Genomic DNA, 16,531 nt, shown 5'->3' with positions numbered 1-16,531 from the left:
GGAGCGGACCGCCCGGACTACCCACCGGGCCGTGAGGTTCGTGAAGCCAAGAACGGCCCCAGCCTACGCCGGCCCGCCGCCGATGCCGATCTCGTTTCCCTCGGGGTCGAGGTAAAGCACCTTGCGGACGCCGTTTTCGTAGGTCTCCCGGCCCACCGGCTCGATGCCCCGCTCGGAGATCGCCGCGACGCGCTCGTCGAGGTCGCCGACGAACAGGACGTGCATGGCGTGCCCGGTGGCCCGCTCCGGACGGCGCTCTATGAAGACGGCACCGTGCTCGGTGACCTCCCACAGCGCTTCGGTCGCGCTCACCACGTACGTCGGCGGCGCCCCGAAGAGTTTTTCGTACCAGGCCAGCGCCCGCTCGTAGTCGAGCACGGCGATGCCTGCCATCAGGTCGACCATCACAGCACCTCGAAGCCGCAGAACGGGAGGCCGCCCCGAACACATCCGGGGCGGCCCCGACCAGCCGGGACCTCAGTACCGGTAGTGCTCCGGCTTGAACGGCCCGTCGACGTCCACGTCGATGTACTCCGCCTGCTCCTTGGTCAGCTTCGTCAGCTCCCCGCCGAGGGCTTCCAAGTGGATCTTCGCGACCTTCTCGTCGAGCTTCTTCGGCAGCCGGAAGACCTCCTTGTCGTACTCCTCGTGCTTGGTGAACAGCTCGATCTGCGCGATCACCTGGTTCGAGAAGCTGTTCGACATCACGAACGACGGGTGCCCGGTCGCGTTGCCCAGGTTCAGCAGGCGTCCCTCGGACAGCACGATGATCGTGTTGCCGTTCGGGAACACCCACTCGTCGACCTGCGGCTTGATGTTCACCCGGCGGATGCCCGGGTAGCGCGCCAGCCCGGCCATGTCGAGCTCGTTGTCGAAGTGGCCGATGTTGCCCAGGATCGCCTGGTGCTTCATCTTCGCCATGTGCTCGACCAGCACGACGTCCTTGTTGCCGGTCGTCGTGATCACGATGTCGGCCTCGGGCAGGGCGTTCTCCAGCGTGCGGACCTGGTAGCCGTCCATCGCCGCCTGCAACGCGCAGATCGGGTCGATCTCCGTCACGATCACGCGGGCGCCCTGGCCGCGCAGGGACTCCGCCGCGCCCTTGCCGACGTCGCCGTAGCCGCAGACCACCGCGACCTTGCCGCCGATCAGGACGTCGGTGCCGCGGTTGATGCCGTCGATCAGGCTGTGGCGGATGCCGTAGCGGTTGTCGAACTTCGACTTCGTCACCGCGTCGTTGACGTTGATCGCCGGGAACAGCAGCTCGCCCGCCGCCGCCAGCTGGTACAGGCGCAGGACGCCGGTCGTCGTCTCCTCGGTGACGCCGCGGACGCCTTCGCCGATCTTCGTCCACTTGCCCGTGTCGGCAGCGACCGAGGTGCGCAGCAGCTCGAGGAACACGCGGAACTCGTCCGAGGTGTTCTCGTCCGGGGTCGGCACGACGCCGGCCTTCTCGAACTCGGTGCCCTTGTGCACCAGCATGGTGGCGTCACCGCCGTCGTCGAGGATCATGTTGGGACCCTCGCCGTCCCAGGTGAGCATCCGCTCGGTGCACCACCAGTACTCCTCGAGCGACTCGCCCTTCCACGCGAACACCGGGACGCCCTTGGGCTCCTCGGTCGTGCCGTGCGGGCCGACGACGACCGCCGCGGCCGCGTGGTCCTGCGTCGAGAAGATGTTGCAGGAGGCCCACCGCACCTCGGCACCCAGCGCCACCAGCGTCTCGATCAGCACCGCGGTCTGCACGGTCATGTGCAGCGAGCCCGAGACGCGCGCCCCGCGCAGCGGGTAGACCTCCGCGTATTCGCGCCGCAGCGCCATCAGGCCCGGCATCTCGTGCTCGGCGAGGCGGATCTCCTTGCGGCCGAACTCGGCGGCTTCGAGGTCGGCGACGGCGAATTCGATGCCGTTGCGGGTCTCGTGCCGCTTGGCAACGCTTTCGGGGGTCATAGTGGCGATTCCTCCAAGACTCGATGACACCCGAACACTACCGTTGTCCGCTCGACTGTCACTGGAACTGTTAGGAGGCCCTTACCGTGCCCATGCCCGGCCCGGACACCCGCGTCGTGGAAATCCGCGTCGCCGGGCTCGTGGGCACCAGCGGGGAGACGCTGCTCGACGCGGTGGCGACCGTCGACGTCGCCGGCGACGGACTGGGCCGGGTGATCCGCCCGGCCGACCGGCTGCGCCGCCCGGCACCCGGGCCGGTGCTGCCGGCGCTGGGCCGTTCGATACCCCGGACCCTCGAGGGCTACCTCTGGCACGGCATGACGTCGGGTGGCGCGGCGAAGGCCACCTGGGCCCTGCTGTTCCCCTTCTCCCTGGCCAACGTCGCCTTCTGGATGCTGCCGCCGATCCCGCCGGACAGCCGTCTCGCGCGCGTCCTCGGCGCCGTCTGCCGCGGCCTGCTGCGCGTGGGCGCCCTGCTGCTGACGATGCTCCTGATGGGCCAGCTCGCCGCGATCGCGCTCGACCTCTTCGCCACGCAGTGCCTCGCGCCCGGGTCGGGCTGCCTGCCGGTGGTCCCGGACGTCCTCCGCACGACGGCCGCCCGGATCGCCGTCGGCGTGCTCCCGCTGCTGGTCGTGATCTTCGTCCTGCACCGGATTTCCAGCGCGACCTGGGCGGTGCACGCCGACGGCGACCTCACCGGCGGCCCGCTGCGGATGCGCGCCGACCCCGAGACGCCGGCCCTGCGCTGCCTGCACACCGTCGCGGCGCTGGCCTCGGTCGCGCTGCTGCTGCTCGGCGGGCCGTTCCGCGTGCCGGGCGACAGCGCCGGCCTCGTCATCTGGATCGTCACCCTCGCCGTGGTGCTCGCCACCGTCGTCGCCGCCGCGATCGGCGTCGACACCGGCCGGTTCGCCCGGCCCGGCGTGCTCGCCTTCGCGACGCTCCTGGTCGTGGTCGCCGCCGTGCGGCTCAGGCCGGGTACGGGCCCGCTGCCCGGCACGAACGGCGTCGTCGAAGGCCTCGGCGCGGCCCTGGTCGCCGTCACCGTGCTGTTCGCGCTGTTCCTCGCCCCGGCGGCACTGTTGGCCCGGCCCGGCTGGAAGCACAAGCCGCAACGGCTGCGGCCGTGGATGGGCGGCTGGGCGGCCGCGCCGGTGCTCGCGCTGGCCGGCCTGCTCGGCGGCGGCTTCGGGGCCGGGCTCGCCGAGGCGCTCCGGCGGCTCTCCGGGGCGGAGCAGCTGAAGGTGCCGGACACGTACCTGCTGGTCACGGTCCTGTGGGGCGCGGGGCTGGCGCTGGCCGCGGTGCTCGGCGTCGCCGGCTTCGCGGTCGCCGTCCCGCTGCGGCGGCTGCGGCGGGGCATCCCCGAGATCGTGGCGCTGATGGAGCACGACGAACGGCAGGAGGCCCAGGCCGCGGCGGCCTGGGCGCGGTCGGCGTGGGAACGGCGGCACCTGCACCACCTGGCGCTGGCCGTCGCGAGCGCGATGTCCGCGGGCGGCGCGGCCCTGCTGGTGCTGCGGTTCGGGTTCGGGCTGGTCCCGGGCTGGTTCAAGCCGCTGTCCGCGATCGGCGTGGTCGCGCTCGGCGCGCTGGCCGCGGGCCTGCTGCGCGTGGTCTACACGGCCGCGCGCACGCCGCAGCGCAGCCGGCACCTCGGCGCGCTGGCCGACCTGGTCTGCTTCTGGCCGCGGGCCGCACACCCGACGGTCCCGCCCTGCTACGCGCTGAAGGTCGTGCCGGAACTGGCCGCCCGGGCCCGCGAACACCTCGCCGAACCCGGCACGCGCGTGGTGCTCTCCGGCTACAACCTCGGCAGCCTGCTCACGATCATGGCCGCCGCCCGGCTGGCGGCCGAGCTGCCGAAAGCGGACCTCGAACGCGTCGGCGTCCTGACCGCCGGCTCGCCGTTGCAGTGGGGCTACCAGCGCGCCTTCCCCGCGTTGCTGCCGCAGGAAGCGCTGGAACGGCTCTTCGCCGACCTCGACGGCCGCTGGCGGGCCCTGTGCCGCGGCACCGACATCTTCGGTGGCGGCGTGACGACCTGGCGGCACTCGGTCGCCGACCGGCGGCTGCACGGCGTCGGGTTCCTCCCGGAGGGCGGCTTCGGCCCGGTCTCGGCGACGGCCGACGGGACCGGCGTCCTGATCCTCGGCGGCGACCACTGGCTGCCGGACCCGCTGCGCGGCCCGACCGGGCGGCACCGCTGGGCGCCGGGGGTGCTCAAGCACCAGGACTACGTGGTGGACGCCGAATGGGACCACGCCGTCGCGATGGCCGCCGGCCTCGGCAAGCCGTCCTGGGGCGAGCAGGGCTCGCTGTTCGGGGACTTCCCCCCGAAACGGTGAAGGCCCCTAGCGCGCGGAGCGAGGGGCCTTCGACCGGGGACTAGCTCAGCTTCACTCGGAAGCCTTGCGGCGGAACTTCAGCAGCGCGAGCAGGCCGCCACCGGCGGCGAGCAGCAGCGCGCCGACCCAGATCAGCCAGCTGTTGTCGAAACCGGTGTTGGCCAGGCCGCCACCGGTACCCGACTCGTTGCCCGCCGGCACGACGGCCGCAGCGGTGGAGCTGGTCGGCGACACCGAGGTGTCCGAGGTCGCCGGGGTGCTCGGCTTCGCGGTCGTGGTCGTCGTCGCCGGCGCGGACGGCTTGGTCGTCGGGGTCGTGGGCTGCGTCGGCTTGGTGGTCTTCGTGCCGCACAGGAACCACTTGTCGATCTTCGGCTGGCTGCCGTTGTAGTTGAACGGCGCACGAAGGTCGTTCCACGGGGCGTTCTTGTCGAGCTTCTTGCCCGGCGTGTAGTCGTTGAAGCCGTCGTCGCCGCCGACCACGACGATGCGGGTGACCGTGACGCCTTCGTTGACCGACTTGATGTTCAGCCGGGTGTTGTTCTTCGTCAGCTCGAAGACGACGTCCTTCTGGTCGAGGACCTTGCCGTCGGCACAGGGCGTCGGCTTGCCCGGCGTCGGGTGGGGACGGTTGTCGTCGCTGTAGCAGGCGAGAGCGGAACCGGCGGTCCCGATCAGGGCGGCGGTGGTGAGCGCCATGACCGCGACGGCGCCGCGGAAGGAACGTCTGCGCATGAGTTCTCCAGTACCGAACGGGGGAGGAACGGCAAAATCGGGGGACCGTACGCCACTGCGCGTGGGAATCACGCGGCTGTAATTCACCCGTCAGTGGCACACGAAGGATCGAAAGGTATCGCACGTCACGCACCCGCTTACAGGGGGTCCCCCTTTGCGCACAAATCGCAAGATCGTCTTGATCAAGTCGTAACCTCGCATAACGCAACCAAACGCAAAAAGCCCCGCCGACCTGGGTGTCCAGGAGGGCGGGGCTTTTACCGCGCAAGTCAGGCTTCGGGTGCCTTCACGGGTTCGTCGAGCCCTTCGGCCTGCCGCTTGCCGAGCAGCGAATGCCGGCGGCTGTAGCCGAAGTAGAGCAGCACCCCGACCACCATCCAGGCGATGAACCGCAGCCAGGTCAGCACGGTCAGGTTCAGCATCAGCCACAGGCAGGCGAGGATGGCCAGGATCGGGATCAGCGGCACCAGCGGCACCTTGAACGCCCGGGGCAGCTCCGGCCGCGTCCGGCGCAGCACCAGCACCCCGGCGGAGACGAGCACGAACGCGAAGAGCGTGCCGACGTTCACCATTTCTTCGAGCTTGTCCGCCGGGAAGAACCCGGCCGCGAGCGCGACCAGCCCGCCGACGATGAGCGTCGCACGCTTCGGCGTGCCGTGCTCGCCGGTCTTCGCCAGGCCGCGCGGCATCAGGCCGTCCCGGGACATCGCGAAGATGATCCGGACCTGGCCCAGCATGAGCACCATGACGACGGTGGTCAGGCCGGCCAGCGCACCGAAGGAAATGATGTTGGCCGCCCAGTCGACGCCGTTCGCGGAGAACGCCGTCGCGAGGGTCTTGTGGCTGCCGTCGCCCGCCTTGGTCGCGAGGTCCTTGTACGACGTCATGCCGACGACCACCAGCGACACCGCGACGTACAGCACGGTCACGATGGCCAGCGAGCCCATGATCCCGCGCGGCACGGCCTTCTGCGGGTTCCGGGTCTCCTCCGCGGTCGTCGCGACGATGTCGAAGCCGATGAAGGCGAAGAACACCAGCGAAGCGCCGGCCAGCAGGCCGAAGACGCCGAACGAGCTGCTCGCGCCGCCCGCGATCAGCGAGAACAGCGACTGGTCGACCCCGGTCTGGCCGGCCCCGCCGGTCTCGCCCGGCGGGATGTACGGCGTGTAGTTGGCGCCCTTGATGTAGAAGAGGCCGAGGATGATCACGAACAGCACCACGGCGACCTTGATCCCGGTGATCACCATCGAGACCCGCGAGGACAGCTTCGTGCCGACCGCCAGCAGCGTCGTCAGGATGGCCACGACGAGCAGCGCGCCCCAGTCGACGGTGACGCTCCCGATGTCGAACGTCGTCTTCGTGCCCTTGCCGAAGAGGTAGCCGAGCACCGTCTCGAGGTACACCGACCAGCCCTTGGACACCGCGGCCGCGCCGACGGCGAGCTCGAGGATCAGGTCCCAGCCGATGATCCACGCCATGAACTCGCCGAAGGTGGCGTAGGAGAACGTGTACGCGCTGCCCGCGACCGGCACGGTCGAGGCGAACTCGGCGTAGCACAGCGCCGCCAGCGCGCAGGCGATCGCCGCGAAGACGAAGGCCAGCGACACCGAGGGCCCGGCGTAGTCACCCGCCGTCCGCGCGGTCAGCGTGAAGATGCCGGCACCGATCACCACGGCGACGCCGAAGACCGTGAGGTCCCACGCGCTCAGGTTCCGCCGGAGCTTGGTGTCCGGCTCGTCGGTGTCCGCAATGGACTGTTCGATCGATTTAGTGCGCCACAATCCCGTTCCGGGCACCGTTGACCTCCTGCGGCTGGCCTGCATGTATCGCAGTAGGTCACCCTATCGGGTCAGGTCGGTGACGGCTCGCCGAAGACGGACCCGGCTACCGCGCGATGCTGCGGTCCAGATCCGGCTCGAGGTAGATCAGCCGGGCCACCGGCACCTTGGCGCGGACGCGGGCCTCGGCGTCGTCGATGGCCGTCGCCACCTCGGCGGTGTCGAGCCCGGGCACCAGCGCCAGCTTCGCCGCGACGAGCAGCTCGTCCGGGCCCAGGTACTGGGTGCGGATGTGGATGACGCGCTCGACCTTGCCCGCGGCGAGCTCGTCGACGATCGTCGCGAGGACACCCTCGTTGGCGCCTTCGCCGATGAGCAGGCTCTTCATCTCGATGATCAGGATGATCGCGATCACGCCGAGCAGCGCGCCGATCGCCAGGGTGCCGACGCCGTCCCAGACCGGGTCGCCGGTGACGACCGAGAGCCCGACGCCGAGCAGCGCGAAGACCAGGCCGAGCAGCGCTCCCGCGTCCTCGAGCAGCACCACCGGCAGCTCGGGCTCCTTGGCCTGGCGGATGAAGCCCCACCAGCTCGCGTCGCCCTTGATCTTCCTCGACTCGCCGACGGCGGTGTAGAAGCTGTATCCCTCCAAGGCGACCGCGACCACCAGGATGATCACGGCGACGATCGGCGATTCGAGCGGCTCCGGGTGGCCGATCTTGTGGATGCCTTCGTAGATCGCGAAAGCCGAGCCGAGCGTGAAGAGCATCAGCGCGACGATGAAGGAGTAGAAGTACCGGTCGCGGCCGTAGCCGAACGGGTGCTCCTTGTCCGCTTCCCGCTTCGACGTCTTCTGGCCGAGCAGCAGCAGGCCCTGGTTCGTGGTGTCGGCCAGCGAGTGCACGGACTCGGCCAGCATCGACGACGACCCCGTGACGAGGAAGCCGACGAACTTCGCCGCCGCGATCCCGGCGTTCGCCCCGAGTGCCGCGAGGATCGCCTTGGTTCCGCCTCCAGCTGACACGACCGCTCCCCTGGTAGGTCCTGAAATGTCCGGGTGGAGCCTAATGGGGCCGGTCCCGCCCGGTCGTCACCGGCCGGAGAATCCTGGCCGTCCACCGCGGCCGCCGGTTCTGTCGTACCCCTTCGCTACCGTGGGATTTCCTGTCGGCCTCACCCGGGAAGGTGACATGGCGCACTTCGCCGTGCTCGGTCCGCTCGCCGTCGAAAGCCCGCCGGGCCGGTGGGTGGTCCTGCGCGGGGAACGGCAGCGCACGCTGCTGGCCGTGCTGCTGCTCAACGCCGGGCGGCCCGTCCCCGTCGACGTGCTCGTCGAGGCGCTGTGGCCGGACGGGCCACCCAAGTCGTACACCTCCAACCTGCACACCTACCTCTCGCGGCTGCGCGAGCGGATCGAGGGTCTGCGGGTCGAGCACGGCCCGGCCGGCTACCGGCTGGACGTCGAGCCGGCGGAGCTCGACCTGCTCGTCTTCCGGGCCGCTGTCGCCGAGGGGCGGCGGACCGCGGATCCGGTGGCCGCCGCCGGGCACTACCGGCGGGCGCTCGCGCTGTGGCGGGGGCCGGTGCTGGCCGGGCTGCACGTGCCGCGGCTCGACGCGGACATCGCCCGGCTGGAGTCCGAGCGGCTGGCGGTGTTCGAAGACTGCGTCGACGCGGAGCTGACCGCCGGGCGGCACGGGGAGCTCACCGGCGAGCTGCAGGCCATGATCACCGAGCACCCGCTGCGCGAACGGCTGGCCGCGCAGCTGATGATCGCGCTGCACCGGGCCGGGCAGCAGGGCAGCGCGCTGGAGGTCTACCGGCGGCTGCGCACCACGCTGATCGAGGAACTCGGCGTCGAGCCCGGCGCGGAGGCCCGCCGGGTGCACGCGGCCGTCCTGCGCGGCGAGGACCCGGTGCCGCGGCTGCCGCCCGCGGTGTGGCCGGTGTGCCAGCTCCCGCCGGACATCGGGGACTTCACCGGCCGCGACACCGAGCTGGCGGAGCTGACGGGTGTGCTCGGAGCCGGCATCGGCGTCCCGGTCGCGGTGCTCAGCGGCGAACCGGGAGCGGGCAAGAGCACCCTCGCCGTGCGGGCCGCGCATCGCCTGCGCGCACGGTTCCCGGACGGCCAGCTGTACGTGCCGCTGGCCGGCCGTGACATCGGGGAGGTGCTGGCCGACCTGCTGCGCGCGCTGGGCGTCCCCGGCCCGGCGGTGCCGGACGACGTCCGGGCGCGCGCGGCGGTGTTCCGCGGCCGGCTCACCGACCGGCGGGTCCTTGTGGTGCTCGACGACGCCGTCGACCCTGAGCACGTCCGCACGCTGCTGCCGGGCACGCCGGGCTGCGCGGTGCTCGTGACGAGCCGGCGGCGGCTGAGCGGGCTGGCCGGCGCCCACCGGCTGGCCCTCGGTCCCCTGTCCGGCGCGGACGCCGCCGAGCTGCTGCACCGCCTGGCCGGGGCGCGGGTGGACCGGGAGCGCGCCGAGGCCGAGCGGATCATCAGCGCGTGCGCGCGGTTGCCGCTGGCGCTGCGGATCGCGGGCAGCAGGCTGGCCATCCGCCCGCACCTGCGGCTCGGCGAGCTGGCCGGCCGGCTGGAGGACGAGGTCCGGCGGCTCGACGAGCTGACCGTGAGCGACCTCGCCGTCCGGAGCAGCATCGCGCTGAGCTACGAAGCCTTGCGTCCACCAGCGCAGCGGGCGTTCCGGCTGCTCGGGCGCTGCCGCCTCGCGGACCTGCCGGCGTGGGCGGTCACCACGCTGGTCGACGACCCGGACGAGGCCGTCGAAGAGCTCGTCGAGGCGAGCCTGCTGGAGGCGCGCGGAGCGGACCAGACGGGCGAAGGTCGTTACCGGATGCACGACCTCGTCCGGCTGTACGCGGCGGAGCTCGACGATCCGGTGCCGAGCGAAGGTCTCCGCACGGTGCTGGCGGCCACGCTCGCGCTCGCCGACGAGGCGGCGGCCCGGCTGCCGCGCACGGTGCCGATGCCGCCCCCGGCTCCCGAGCCGCCCGCACAGCCGTTGCCGGATTCGCTGGTGGAGCGGCTGCTGGCGCGTCCGGACGACTGGTTCGCCGCCGAGCGCGCGAACCTGGTGCTCCTGATCGGCACGCTCGGCCCCCGGGACGCCCTGCTGCTGCTCGACCGCCTCGGCGTCTACCTGTACCTGCACGGCCAGTACGCCGACATGCGTGCGGCGTACGAGTCGGTGTCGGCCGCGGATGCCCCGCTGGCGACGGTGGCGGAGGCGACGCTGACGCTGCTGCGGCACGCGCGCGGCGAGTACGAGGAGGCGGCGGTCCGTTATCGGGCGTGCGCCAAGGAACTGGAGTCCGCGGGCGATCGCCGCACGCACGCGTGGGTGTCGGCGAACTTGGCGCACTGCTTGATCGGCTTGGGCCGCGCGGAGGAGGCCCTGGAGGCGGCGGCCCACGCCCACGAACTGTTCACAGTGGACGGTTCCGCGGCCGAACTCGGCTGGGTCCGGGCGGCGGAGTCGGCGGCGTTGCTGCGGCTGGGCCGGATTTCCGACGCCCACGAGGTCGACCGGACGGCGCTGAGGGCGGCTCGTTCGTCCGGCGACGCCCGGGTGATCGGCGAGGCCCTGCACGGATTCGCGTGGTCGTCCCTGCTGACGGGCGACGACGCGGGCGCGCTGGCGGCGATCGCGGAGTCGGTGGAGCTGCTGCGCGGGACGATGGCGCGTTCGGCACTGGCGAAGTCGTTGCGCACGCATGGCGCCATCTCGGCGGCAACGGGACTGCGGGACGACGCGACGGCGGCGTTCGAGGAGGCACGCGAGCTGGCCCGCGAGCTGGACGAGCGGCCGAGGGAGCTGTCGTGCACCCGAGCCCTGGCGGCGGCTTGGATCGGCGAAGGACGGGCGGCGCAGGCGATCCCGGTGCTGCGCGCGTGCTTGGACGAGTTCCGCGAGATGGGCGGAAGGGCGGCAACAGGGCTGACGTGGCTGGTGTTGCACCGGGCGTATTCGGCGGCAGGCGATTCGTCGGCGGCTGCGGCCGCGGCGACGGAGGCGGCGGAGCTCCTGAACCCCCGCGACGCCAGCGCGGCCGCGTTGAGGCGGGCGCTGTTGGCACTGACCGAGCCGGCTTAGCGGCGCGGCCCTGGCTGGGCGAATGGCGCGGCAGGTCTGGCCGGCTCGGCAGACCTGGCCGCCTCGGCGGGCGCAGCCTGCTGGCGGACGGGCCAGTCGGGGAGGCGGGCCAGGGCGCACCAGGCTTCGATTCTCGCCGGGCACGGCCGGGTTACCACCGCACACCAAGCCCGCCTTCTCGAGCCGCCAGGGGCCGCCGCGGGCGAGACGGGGTGGTGCTGCCCCCTCACCGCACCACCCGTCTCGCCGCGGCCTGCCGGGGGTGGCCTCCTCGCCGGCGGCCGCTCCCCCTCGCCCCCCTGCCAGGTGGCCGCAGCCTCGTGCCGGGTGCCGCCCCCTCGCAGCGCCCTTCAGCCAGCCGGCCGCCGGAGTGGTGCCGCCCCCTCGCGGCACCACCTGCAGCCCACGGACGCCGGGCGATACTCGACCGGCGCCACCCCCAGCGGACCCGGCGGCGCGCATCAGCGCACCAGGGTCCCCCCTTGGTGTTGATCGTGGCGGAGGCCGCCACACGGAACGCACACAGAAAAGGCCAGCCTCGAACTTGGGTCAGTCCTCGCAGGTGCCCGCCGTCGCGCGGAAGAGCTGGGCCCGCTCTCCGCCCGTCGCGCGGATCCGGACCGGCGGGTCCGCCGCCGGCAGCCAGACCGACTGGCCCCGCCTCAGCTCGACCCTCTCGCCGTCGTCCGCCGTCACCAGCAGGGCTCCCGCCGTGCACAGCAGGATCTGGGGCCCGACGCTGTCGACCGAAATCTCGTCGTCCTGGCCCGCCGGCCACTCCACGCGGGACAGCTCGAACTCCGGTGCGTCCGTGCGGTACACCGCCATCCGGCCACCCACGTCGCCGCACTGGACCGGCATCTCGCCGCACGCGAAGTCCACCACGCGCAGCAGCTCCGGGACGTCCACGTGCTTCGGCGTCAGGCCACACCGCAGGATGTTGTCCGAGTTCGCCAGGATCTCCACGGCCGTCCCGTGGAGGTACAGGTGCAGGTTGCCCGCCGGCAGGTAGATCGCCTCGCCCGCGCGCAGCGTCAAGCGGTTCAGCAGCAACGCCGCCAGCACGCCCGCGTCGCGCGGGTGGGCCTCACCCAGCTCGAGGATCGTCCGGCACTCGACCGCGAACTCGCCGTGCTCCTGGACGTGCCGGACACACGCGTCGAGCACCTCCGGCAGCAGCGAATCCAGCGACGGCTGGGGCAGCGTGATCCACGTCGTGAACAGCGCCCGCAGCCCGTCCGGGTCCGGCTGGGCCTCCAGCAGCCCCGTGTACTTCGCCAGCCCCGGCGTCTCGATCGCCTTCAGCAGCTTCACCGTCCGGTCCGGGGTGCGGAACCCGGCCAGCGCGTGGAACTCCGTCAGCGCGCAGACCAGCTCCGGCTTCGCCGTCGGATCCGGGTAGTTCCGGTTCGCCGCGTCCCTCGGAATCCCGAGCTGCTCCTCGCGGGCGTGCCCCTCCGCGGCCTGGGCCGCCGACGGGTGCGCCTGCATCGACAGCGGCTCCTCCGCCGCGAGGATCTTCAACAGGAACGGGAGCCGCCCGCCCCACCGCTTCGCGCAGCGCTCGCCGAGCTGGGTCACCGGGTCGGCGTCCACCAGCTCGAGCAGGCTCCGCTCGGTCCCGTCGGGGCCGATGACGTGCGACGGGTCACCCGGGTGGGCACCCATCCACAGCTCGGCCTCGGGGTGCGGCGCGGGTACCGGACGGCCCAGCAGCTCGGGGATCGCCGTCCGCGATCCCCAGGCGTAGGGCCGCACCGCATTGCGCAGCAGCTCCACTGTCACCTCAACTCCACTCCTTCGGCACCGGCCACGCCGGTGCTAGGCGGGTCTCACGCCGTCGCGGGGGCGAAGCGGCCCGCGCCGCCGATGCTGCCCGCCGCCAGCCCGAGATAGACCGCCGCCAGTTCGAACCGCAGTGCCAGCACCGCGGCCCGCACGATTTCGTCGGCCTCGATCTCCTCGGCCGGCGCGATGACGTCCGCACCCGGCAGCAGATCCTCGGCTTGGTAGCGCGCCGCGTCCGTGGCCGGACCGGTCCGCACCGAGAGCAGCAGCACCCGGGTGGGGATGTCACCAGAGGGATCGTCCGGATCGGCGAAGATGTCACGCTCCGCGCCACCTGATTGCGCCGCCCGCCGCAATGCGGGGCGCGCCAAGGCCTGACGATAGTCCTCGACGTCGCACACCGTGGCCGCGTGGGCGGCGAATGCGTGCGCAGCGTGTTCGCCGACGGCGACCGCGACCGGGTCCAGCCCCCACAGCAGGGGCACGCGGTCGGCGACGCGCAGCGCCAGGGCCTTGGCCGGGTTCGCGAACGACTCCCGGGCCAGGTAGTCCTTTTCGGCTTCGAGGTCCAGCTGGTCGGCCAGCACCTGGACGTCGGAGATCAGCAGGCCCAGCGCGTTCGCGGTGAGCAGCCCGGCGGCCAGGCCGCGCGGGAACGCGAGCTCCGGCGGCACCGGGATCCGCGGCGCCAGGAGGATGCCCTTGCCGGCCACGGCGGCCGCCACCGGGCCTTCCGACGGCGCCGAAAGCACCACCGAGGCGCCGTAGCGGGCGGCGCGCTCCAGCGACGCGGCGAGTTCCCGGTCACCCGGGTCGTCGGTGTGCGCGAACACGACGTCGAGGGCGCCGATCCAGCTCGGCACCACCTCGGCGACGACCACCGGGACCGGGCACGACGGCGCCAGCAGGGCGGCCAGCAGCCGCGTCAGCGTGCGGCTCACCCCCGGCCGGTCGATCAGCACGACGGCGCGCGGGCGGCCCATGTCGAGCCGCTCGGACAGCTCCAGTTCCGCGGCGAGCTCGGCGGTCGCCCGCACCTGGGCGCCCGCCATCGCGGCAGCCCGAAGCAACCCCGCGCTGTCGGCCTCGGCCAGGCGCGCGGGGTCGTCGAGCAACGAGTCGTCAAGCACTGTCGGCATCGGAATTTCCGCTGTCACCCGGCAGGGTCGCTTCGTCGAGCAGCAGCACCGGGATGCCGTCACGGACCGGGTACACCCGGCCGCACTCCGTGCACGTCAGCGCGTCGGCCTCGGGGTCGTCCGGGGCGCCCGGCCGGAGCGGGGCGTGATCGGGCGACGGGCACGCCAGGATCTCGAGGAGCTGGGCGTCGAGCGTGATGGCCATGGTTCCTCCATACCACGCGAGAAGGTGTGGTGAAGGGCACTTCAAGGACACAGTTCGGCCCCGCGGCCGCCCTTCACCGTGGACGGTCAGTTGCGGATGATCGCGAGTACTTCGTCCACCAGCCCCTGCACGGCTTCGGCGTTCGCGGCCTCGACGTTCAGCCGGAGCAGCGGTTCGGTGTTCGACGGGCGCAGGTTGAACCAGGCGCCGCCCGGCAGCTGCACGGTCAGGCCGTCCAGCTCGTCGATCTCGACGCCGGAGCGGGTGCCGAAGGTGTCCTTGACCGCCATCATCTTCGCGACCTGGTCGTCGACCGTGGAGTTGATCTCCCCCGAGGCCGCGTAGCGCGAGTACGCGCTGGTCAGGTCGCTCAGCGGGCCGGTCTGCTCGCCGAGCGCGGCGAGGACGTGCAGCGCCGCCAGCATGCCGGTGTCGGCGCGCCAGAAGTCACGGAAGTAGTAGTGCGCGGAATGTTCGCCGCCGAAGATGGCGCCGGTCTTGGCCATCTCGGCCTTGATGAACGAGTGCCCGACGCGGGTGCGGACCGGCTTGCCGCCGTGCTCGGCGACGATCTCCGGGACGCCCTTGGAGGTGATCAGGTTGTGGATGATCGTGCCGCCCGGGTCCTTGGCCAGCTCGCGGACGGCGACCAGCGCGGTGATCGCGCTCGGCGAAACCGGCTCGCCGCGCTCGTCGACGATGAAGCAGCGGTCGGCGTCGCCGTCGAAGGCCACGCCGGCGTCGGCGCCGACCTCGCGGACCTTCGCCTGCAGATCGACGATGTTCGCCGGGTCCAGCGGGTTGGCCTCGTGGTTCGGGAAGGTGCCGTCGAGCTCGAAGTACATCGGCACGACGTCGATCGGCAGCCCTTCGAACACGGTTGGGACGGTGTGCCCGCCCATGCCGTTCCCGGCGTCGACCACGATCTTCAGCGGCCGGCTGCCCGACAGGTCGACGAGGTTGCGCAGGTAGGCGGCGTAGTCGGCGAGGACGTCCCGCTCGGTGATCGAGCCGCGCTGGCCCTCGAACTCGGGCACGCCCTGCTCGACGGTGTCGCGGATCTCGGCGAGCCCGGTGTCCTGGCCGACCGGCGACGCGCCCGCCCGGCACATCTTGATGCCGTTGTACTTGGCCGGGTTGTGGCTGGCGGTGAACATCGCGCCCGGCAGGTTCAGCGAGCCCGAGGCGAAGTACAGCTGGTCGGTGCTGGCCAGCCCGATGCTGACCACGTCGAGGCCCTGCGAGGTGACACCCTCGGCGAACGCGGCCGCCAGGGCCGGCGAGGAGTCGCGCATGTCGTGGCCGATCACCACCGAGGGTGCTTCCGGCTTGATGAGCAGGGCGAACGCGGCGCCGAAGTCGCGGACGAGGTCCGCGTCGAGCTGCTCGCCGACCACGCCGCGAATGTCGTAGGCCTTCACGATGCCCGAAAGGTCTGGCACGCCGTCTCCCCGCGAATAGTCGTCCTGGCGCCCGCTGCGCCGCGCGGAAAGCCTACCGGCGGGGTGAGTGGGTTACGCGTTCAGGCGCGACCGGGCAGCACACGCAGGTGGCCGCGGCGCCCGGACGGGCCCTCCGGCTCGGGCGCGGGAGCCGGTTTGTCGGACCGCCCGGCCTCCCGCACGGCCTCGGCCAGCGCGGTCAGTTCGTCGGCCGACGGGTCCGGAGCGGCGAAGGCGCCTTCGTGCCGGACAACTTCCCAGCCCTTGGGGACGGTCAGCCGCAGCGCGTGGGCTTCGCAGAGGTCGTACGAGTGGGGCTCGGAGGCGGTGGCCAACGGGCCGACGACGGCGGTGGAGTCGCTGTACGCATACGTCAGCGTGGCCACAGCTGGCTCGAGACAGCCAGTACGCGAACACTTCCGTACGCTCCGCACGAAACGAAACGATAGCGCGTCACCGCAAGCCTGGAGGAGCGACACGCGCTGGGACGTGCGGACCGCATAGACTTCGGGCGTGGCGACGGCACGTGATTACCGACAGCGGCGGCGCTCGCGGCGGGACCGGCACGGCCGGGGCCTGCGCGGGACGCTGTATCCGGCAACCCTGCCCGCCGCCGCGAGCCGCGCGGAGAGGTTCGACGCACTGGTGCTCGACGCACTGGAGCCGATCGAGGCCCGCTGGCGCCACGAGCTGACGAAGCTCGACGTGGCGGTCGACGACGTGCCGGAGATCCGCGAGAACGGCCACTCCCCGGCGGACGGCGTGCTCCACGACGGAGCGGTGCCGTTGTCGAGGCTGGTCCCGGCGGGGGTCGACCGGACGGGCCTGCCGACGCGGGCGCGCATCGTGCTGTACCGGCGGCCGCTGGAGGCGCGGGCGAAGGACCCTTCGGAGCTGGCCGAGCTGGTGCACGACGTGCTGGTGGAGCAGGTGGCGGGGTATTTGGGTGTGGAGCCGGACGTCATCGAGGGCGAGTAGGCCAGGGGCGGTGTCGCGAATGACTCATTCGGGACGCCGGAGGTCCG

13 protein-coding genes are annotated in these 16,531 nt (G+C 72.1%); 3 read left to right on the top strand and 10 right to left on the bottom strand.

The genetic code is table 11. The features are described 5' to 3' along the window. Nucleotides 1-63: 63 nt before the first annotated feature. On the bottom strand, nucleotides 64-405 hold the full coding sequence (locus tag ACWDN5_RS35135; protein WP_310973477.1) for a VOC family protein: 342 nt from the start codon (nucleotides 403-405) through the stop codon (nucleotides 64-66). A 72-nt stretch (nucleotides 406-477) separates the two neighbouring features. After that, nucleotides 478-1,950, bottom strand: a complete 1,473-nt coding sequence (gene ahcY / locus ACWDN5_RS35130) for an adenosylhomocysteinase (RefSeq protein WP_449679306.1) — start codon at nucleotides 1,948-1,950, stop codon at nucleotides 478-480. A gap of 92 nt (nucleotides 1,951-2,042) precedes the next feature. Between ahcY and ACWDN5_RS35125 the strand changes: the two genes are divergently transcribed. Further along, nucleotides 2,043-4,301, top strand: coding sequence for a hypothetical protein (locus ACWDN5_RS35125; protein ID WP_449679305.1), 2,259 nt, complete (start codon nucleotides 2,043-2,045; stop codon nucleotides 4,299-4,301). A gap of 51 nt (nucleotides 4,302-4,352) precedes the next feature. Here the strand turns inward: ACWDN5_RS35125 and ACWDN5_RS35120 are convergent, their stop codons facing one another. From ACWDN5_RS35120 to ACWDN5_RS35110, 3 genes are all read right to left on the bottom strand, one after another. Continuing rightward, nucleotides 4,353-5,036 (bottom strand): LPXTG cell wall anchor domain-containing protein, encoded by a 684-nt coding sequence (locus ACWDN5_RS35120; RefSeq protein WP_449679304.1) that lies wholly within the window; start codon nucleotides 5,034-5,036, stop codon nucleotides 4,353-4,355. A gap of 269 nt (nucleotides 5,037-5,305) precedes the next feature. Continuing rightward, nucleotides 5,306-6,832, bottom strand: a complete 1,527-nt coding sequence (locus tag ACWDN5_RS35115) for an amino acid permease (RefSeq protein WP_310973483.1) — start codon at nucleotides 6,830-6,832, stop codon at nucleotides 5,306-5,308. Between the two features lie 88 nt (nucleotides 6,833-6,920). Further along, the gene (locus ACWDN5_RS35110; RefSeq protein WP_310973485.1) at nucleotides 6,921-7,838 is read right to left on the bottom strand and encodes a cation diffusion facilitator family transporter; all 918 of its coding nucleotides are present in this window, start codon (nucleotides 7,836-7,838) and stop codon (nucleotides 6,921-6,923) included. A 166-nt stretch (nucleotides 7,839-8,004) separates the two neighbouring features. Here ACWDN5_RS35110 and ACWDN5_RS35105 point away from each other — a divergent pair, with 166 nt between their 5' ends. Continuing rightward, on the top strand, nucleotides 8,005-10,932 hold the full coding sequence (locus ACWDN5_RS35105; RefSeq protein WP_449679303.1) for a BTAD domain-containing putative transcriptional regulator: 2,928 nt from the start codon (nucleotides 8,005-8,007) through the stop codon (nucleotides 10,930-10,932). Nucleotides 10,933-11,481: 549 nt separating this feature from the next. On the opposite strand, the gene manA is transcribed toward ACWDN5_RS35105, so the two are convergent. The 5 genes from manA to ACWDN5_RS35080 form a co-directional block, all read right to left on the bottom strand. After that, complete coding sequence (manA, locus tag ACWDN5_RS35100; protein WP_310974167.1) at nucleotides 11,482-12,711, bottom strand: mannose-6-phosphate isomerase, class I; 1,230 nt, start codon at nucleotides 12,709-12,711, stop codon at nucleotides 11,482-11,484. 53 nt (nucleotides 12,712-12,764) lie between these two features. Next, entirely contained in the window at nucleotides 12,765-13,859 is a 1,095-nt protein-coding gene (locus ACWDN5_RS35095) for a hypothetical protein (RefSeq protein ID WP_310973489.1), read from the bottom strand. Next, a complete protein-coding gene (locus ACWDN5_RS35090) occupies nucleotides 13,843-14,064 on the bottom strand; it encodes a Trm112 family protein (protein WP_410607498.1) in 222 nt (73 codons plus the stop codon). The genes ACWDN5_RS35095 and ACWDN5_RS35090 overlap by 17 nt, the downstream gene beginning before the upstream one ends. Nucleotides 14,065-14,150: 86 nt before the next feature. Beyond that, nucleotides 14,151-15,506, bottom strand: coding sequence for a phosphomannomutase/phosphoglucomutase (locus ACWDN5_RS35085; protein WP_310973492.1), 1,356 nt, complete (start codon nucleotides 15,504-15,506; stop codon nucleotides 14,151-14,153). 80 nt (nucleotides 15,507-15,586) lie between these two features. After that, a complete protein-coding gene (locus tag ACWDN5_RS35080; protein ID WP_033261311.1) occupies nucleotides 15,587-15,940 on the bottom strand; it encodes a DUF3499 domain-containing protein in 354 nt (117 codons plus the stop codon). A 79-nt stretch (nucleotides 15,941-16,019) separates the two neighbouring features. Here ACWDN5_RS35080 and ACWDN5_RS35075 point away from each other — a divergent pair, with 79 nt between their 5' ends. Continuing rightward, on the top strand, nucleotides 16,020-16,484 hold the full coding sequence (locus tag ACWDN5_RS35075; RefSeq protein WP_103341201.1) for a metallopeptidase family protein: 465 nt from the start codon (nucleotides 16,020-16,022) through the stop codon (nucleotides 16,482-16,484). Nucleotides 16,485-16,531 lie beyond the last annotated feature (47 nt).

The organism is Amycolatopsis sp. NPDC003731, from assembly GCF_053586895.1.
This window is presented reverse-complemented; position numbering and strand designations above follow the sequence as displayed.

Excerpts from the sequence above, each read along its gene's own strand:
- ACWDN5_RS35135 (WP_310973477.1), bottom strand. The coding sequence starts at position 405 with ATGGTCGACCTGATGGCAGGCATCGCCGTGCTCGACTACGAGCGGGCG.
- ahcY (WP_449679306.1), bottom strand. The coding sequence starts at position 1,950 with ATGACCCCCGAAAGCGTTGCCAAGCGGCACGAGACCCGCAACGGCATC.
- ACWDN5_RS35125 (WP_449679305.1), top strand. The coding sequence starts at position 2,043 with ATGCCCGGCCCGGACACCCGCGTCGTGGAAATCCGCGTCGCCGGGCTC.
- ACWDN5_RS35120 (WP_449679304.1), bottom strand. The coding sequence starts at position 5,036 with ATGCGCAGACGTTCCTTCCGCGGCGCCGTCGCGGTCATGGCGCTCACC.
- ACWDN5_RS35105 (WP_449679303.1), top strand. The coding sequence starts at position 8,005 with ATGGCGCACTTCGCCGTGCTCGGTCCGCTCGCCGTCGAAAGCCCGCCG.
- ACWDN5_RS35095 (WP_310973489.1), bottom strand. The coding sequence starts at position 13,859 with ATGCCGACAGTGCTTGACGACTCGTTGCTCGACGACCCCGCGCGCCTG.
- ACWDN5_RS35090 (WP_410607498.1), bottom strand. The coding sequence starts at position 14,064 with ATGGCCATCACGCTCGACGCCCAGCTCCTCGAGATCCTGGCGTGCCCG.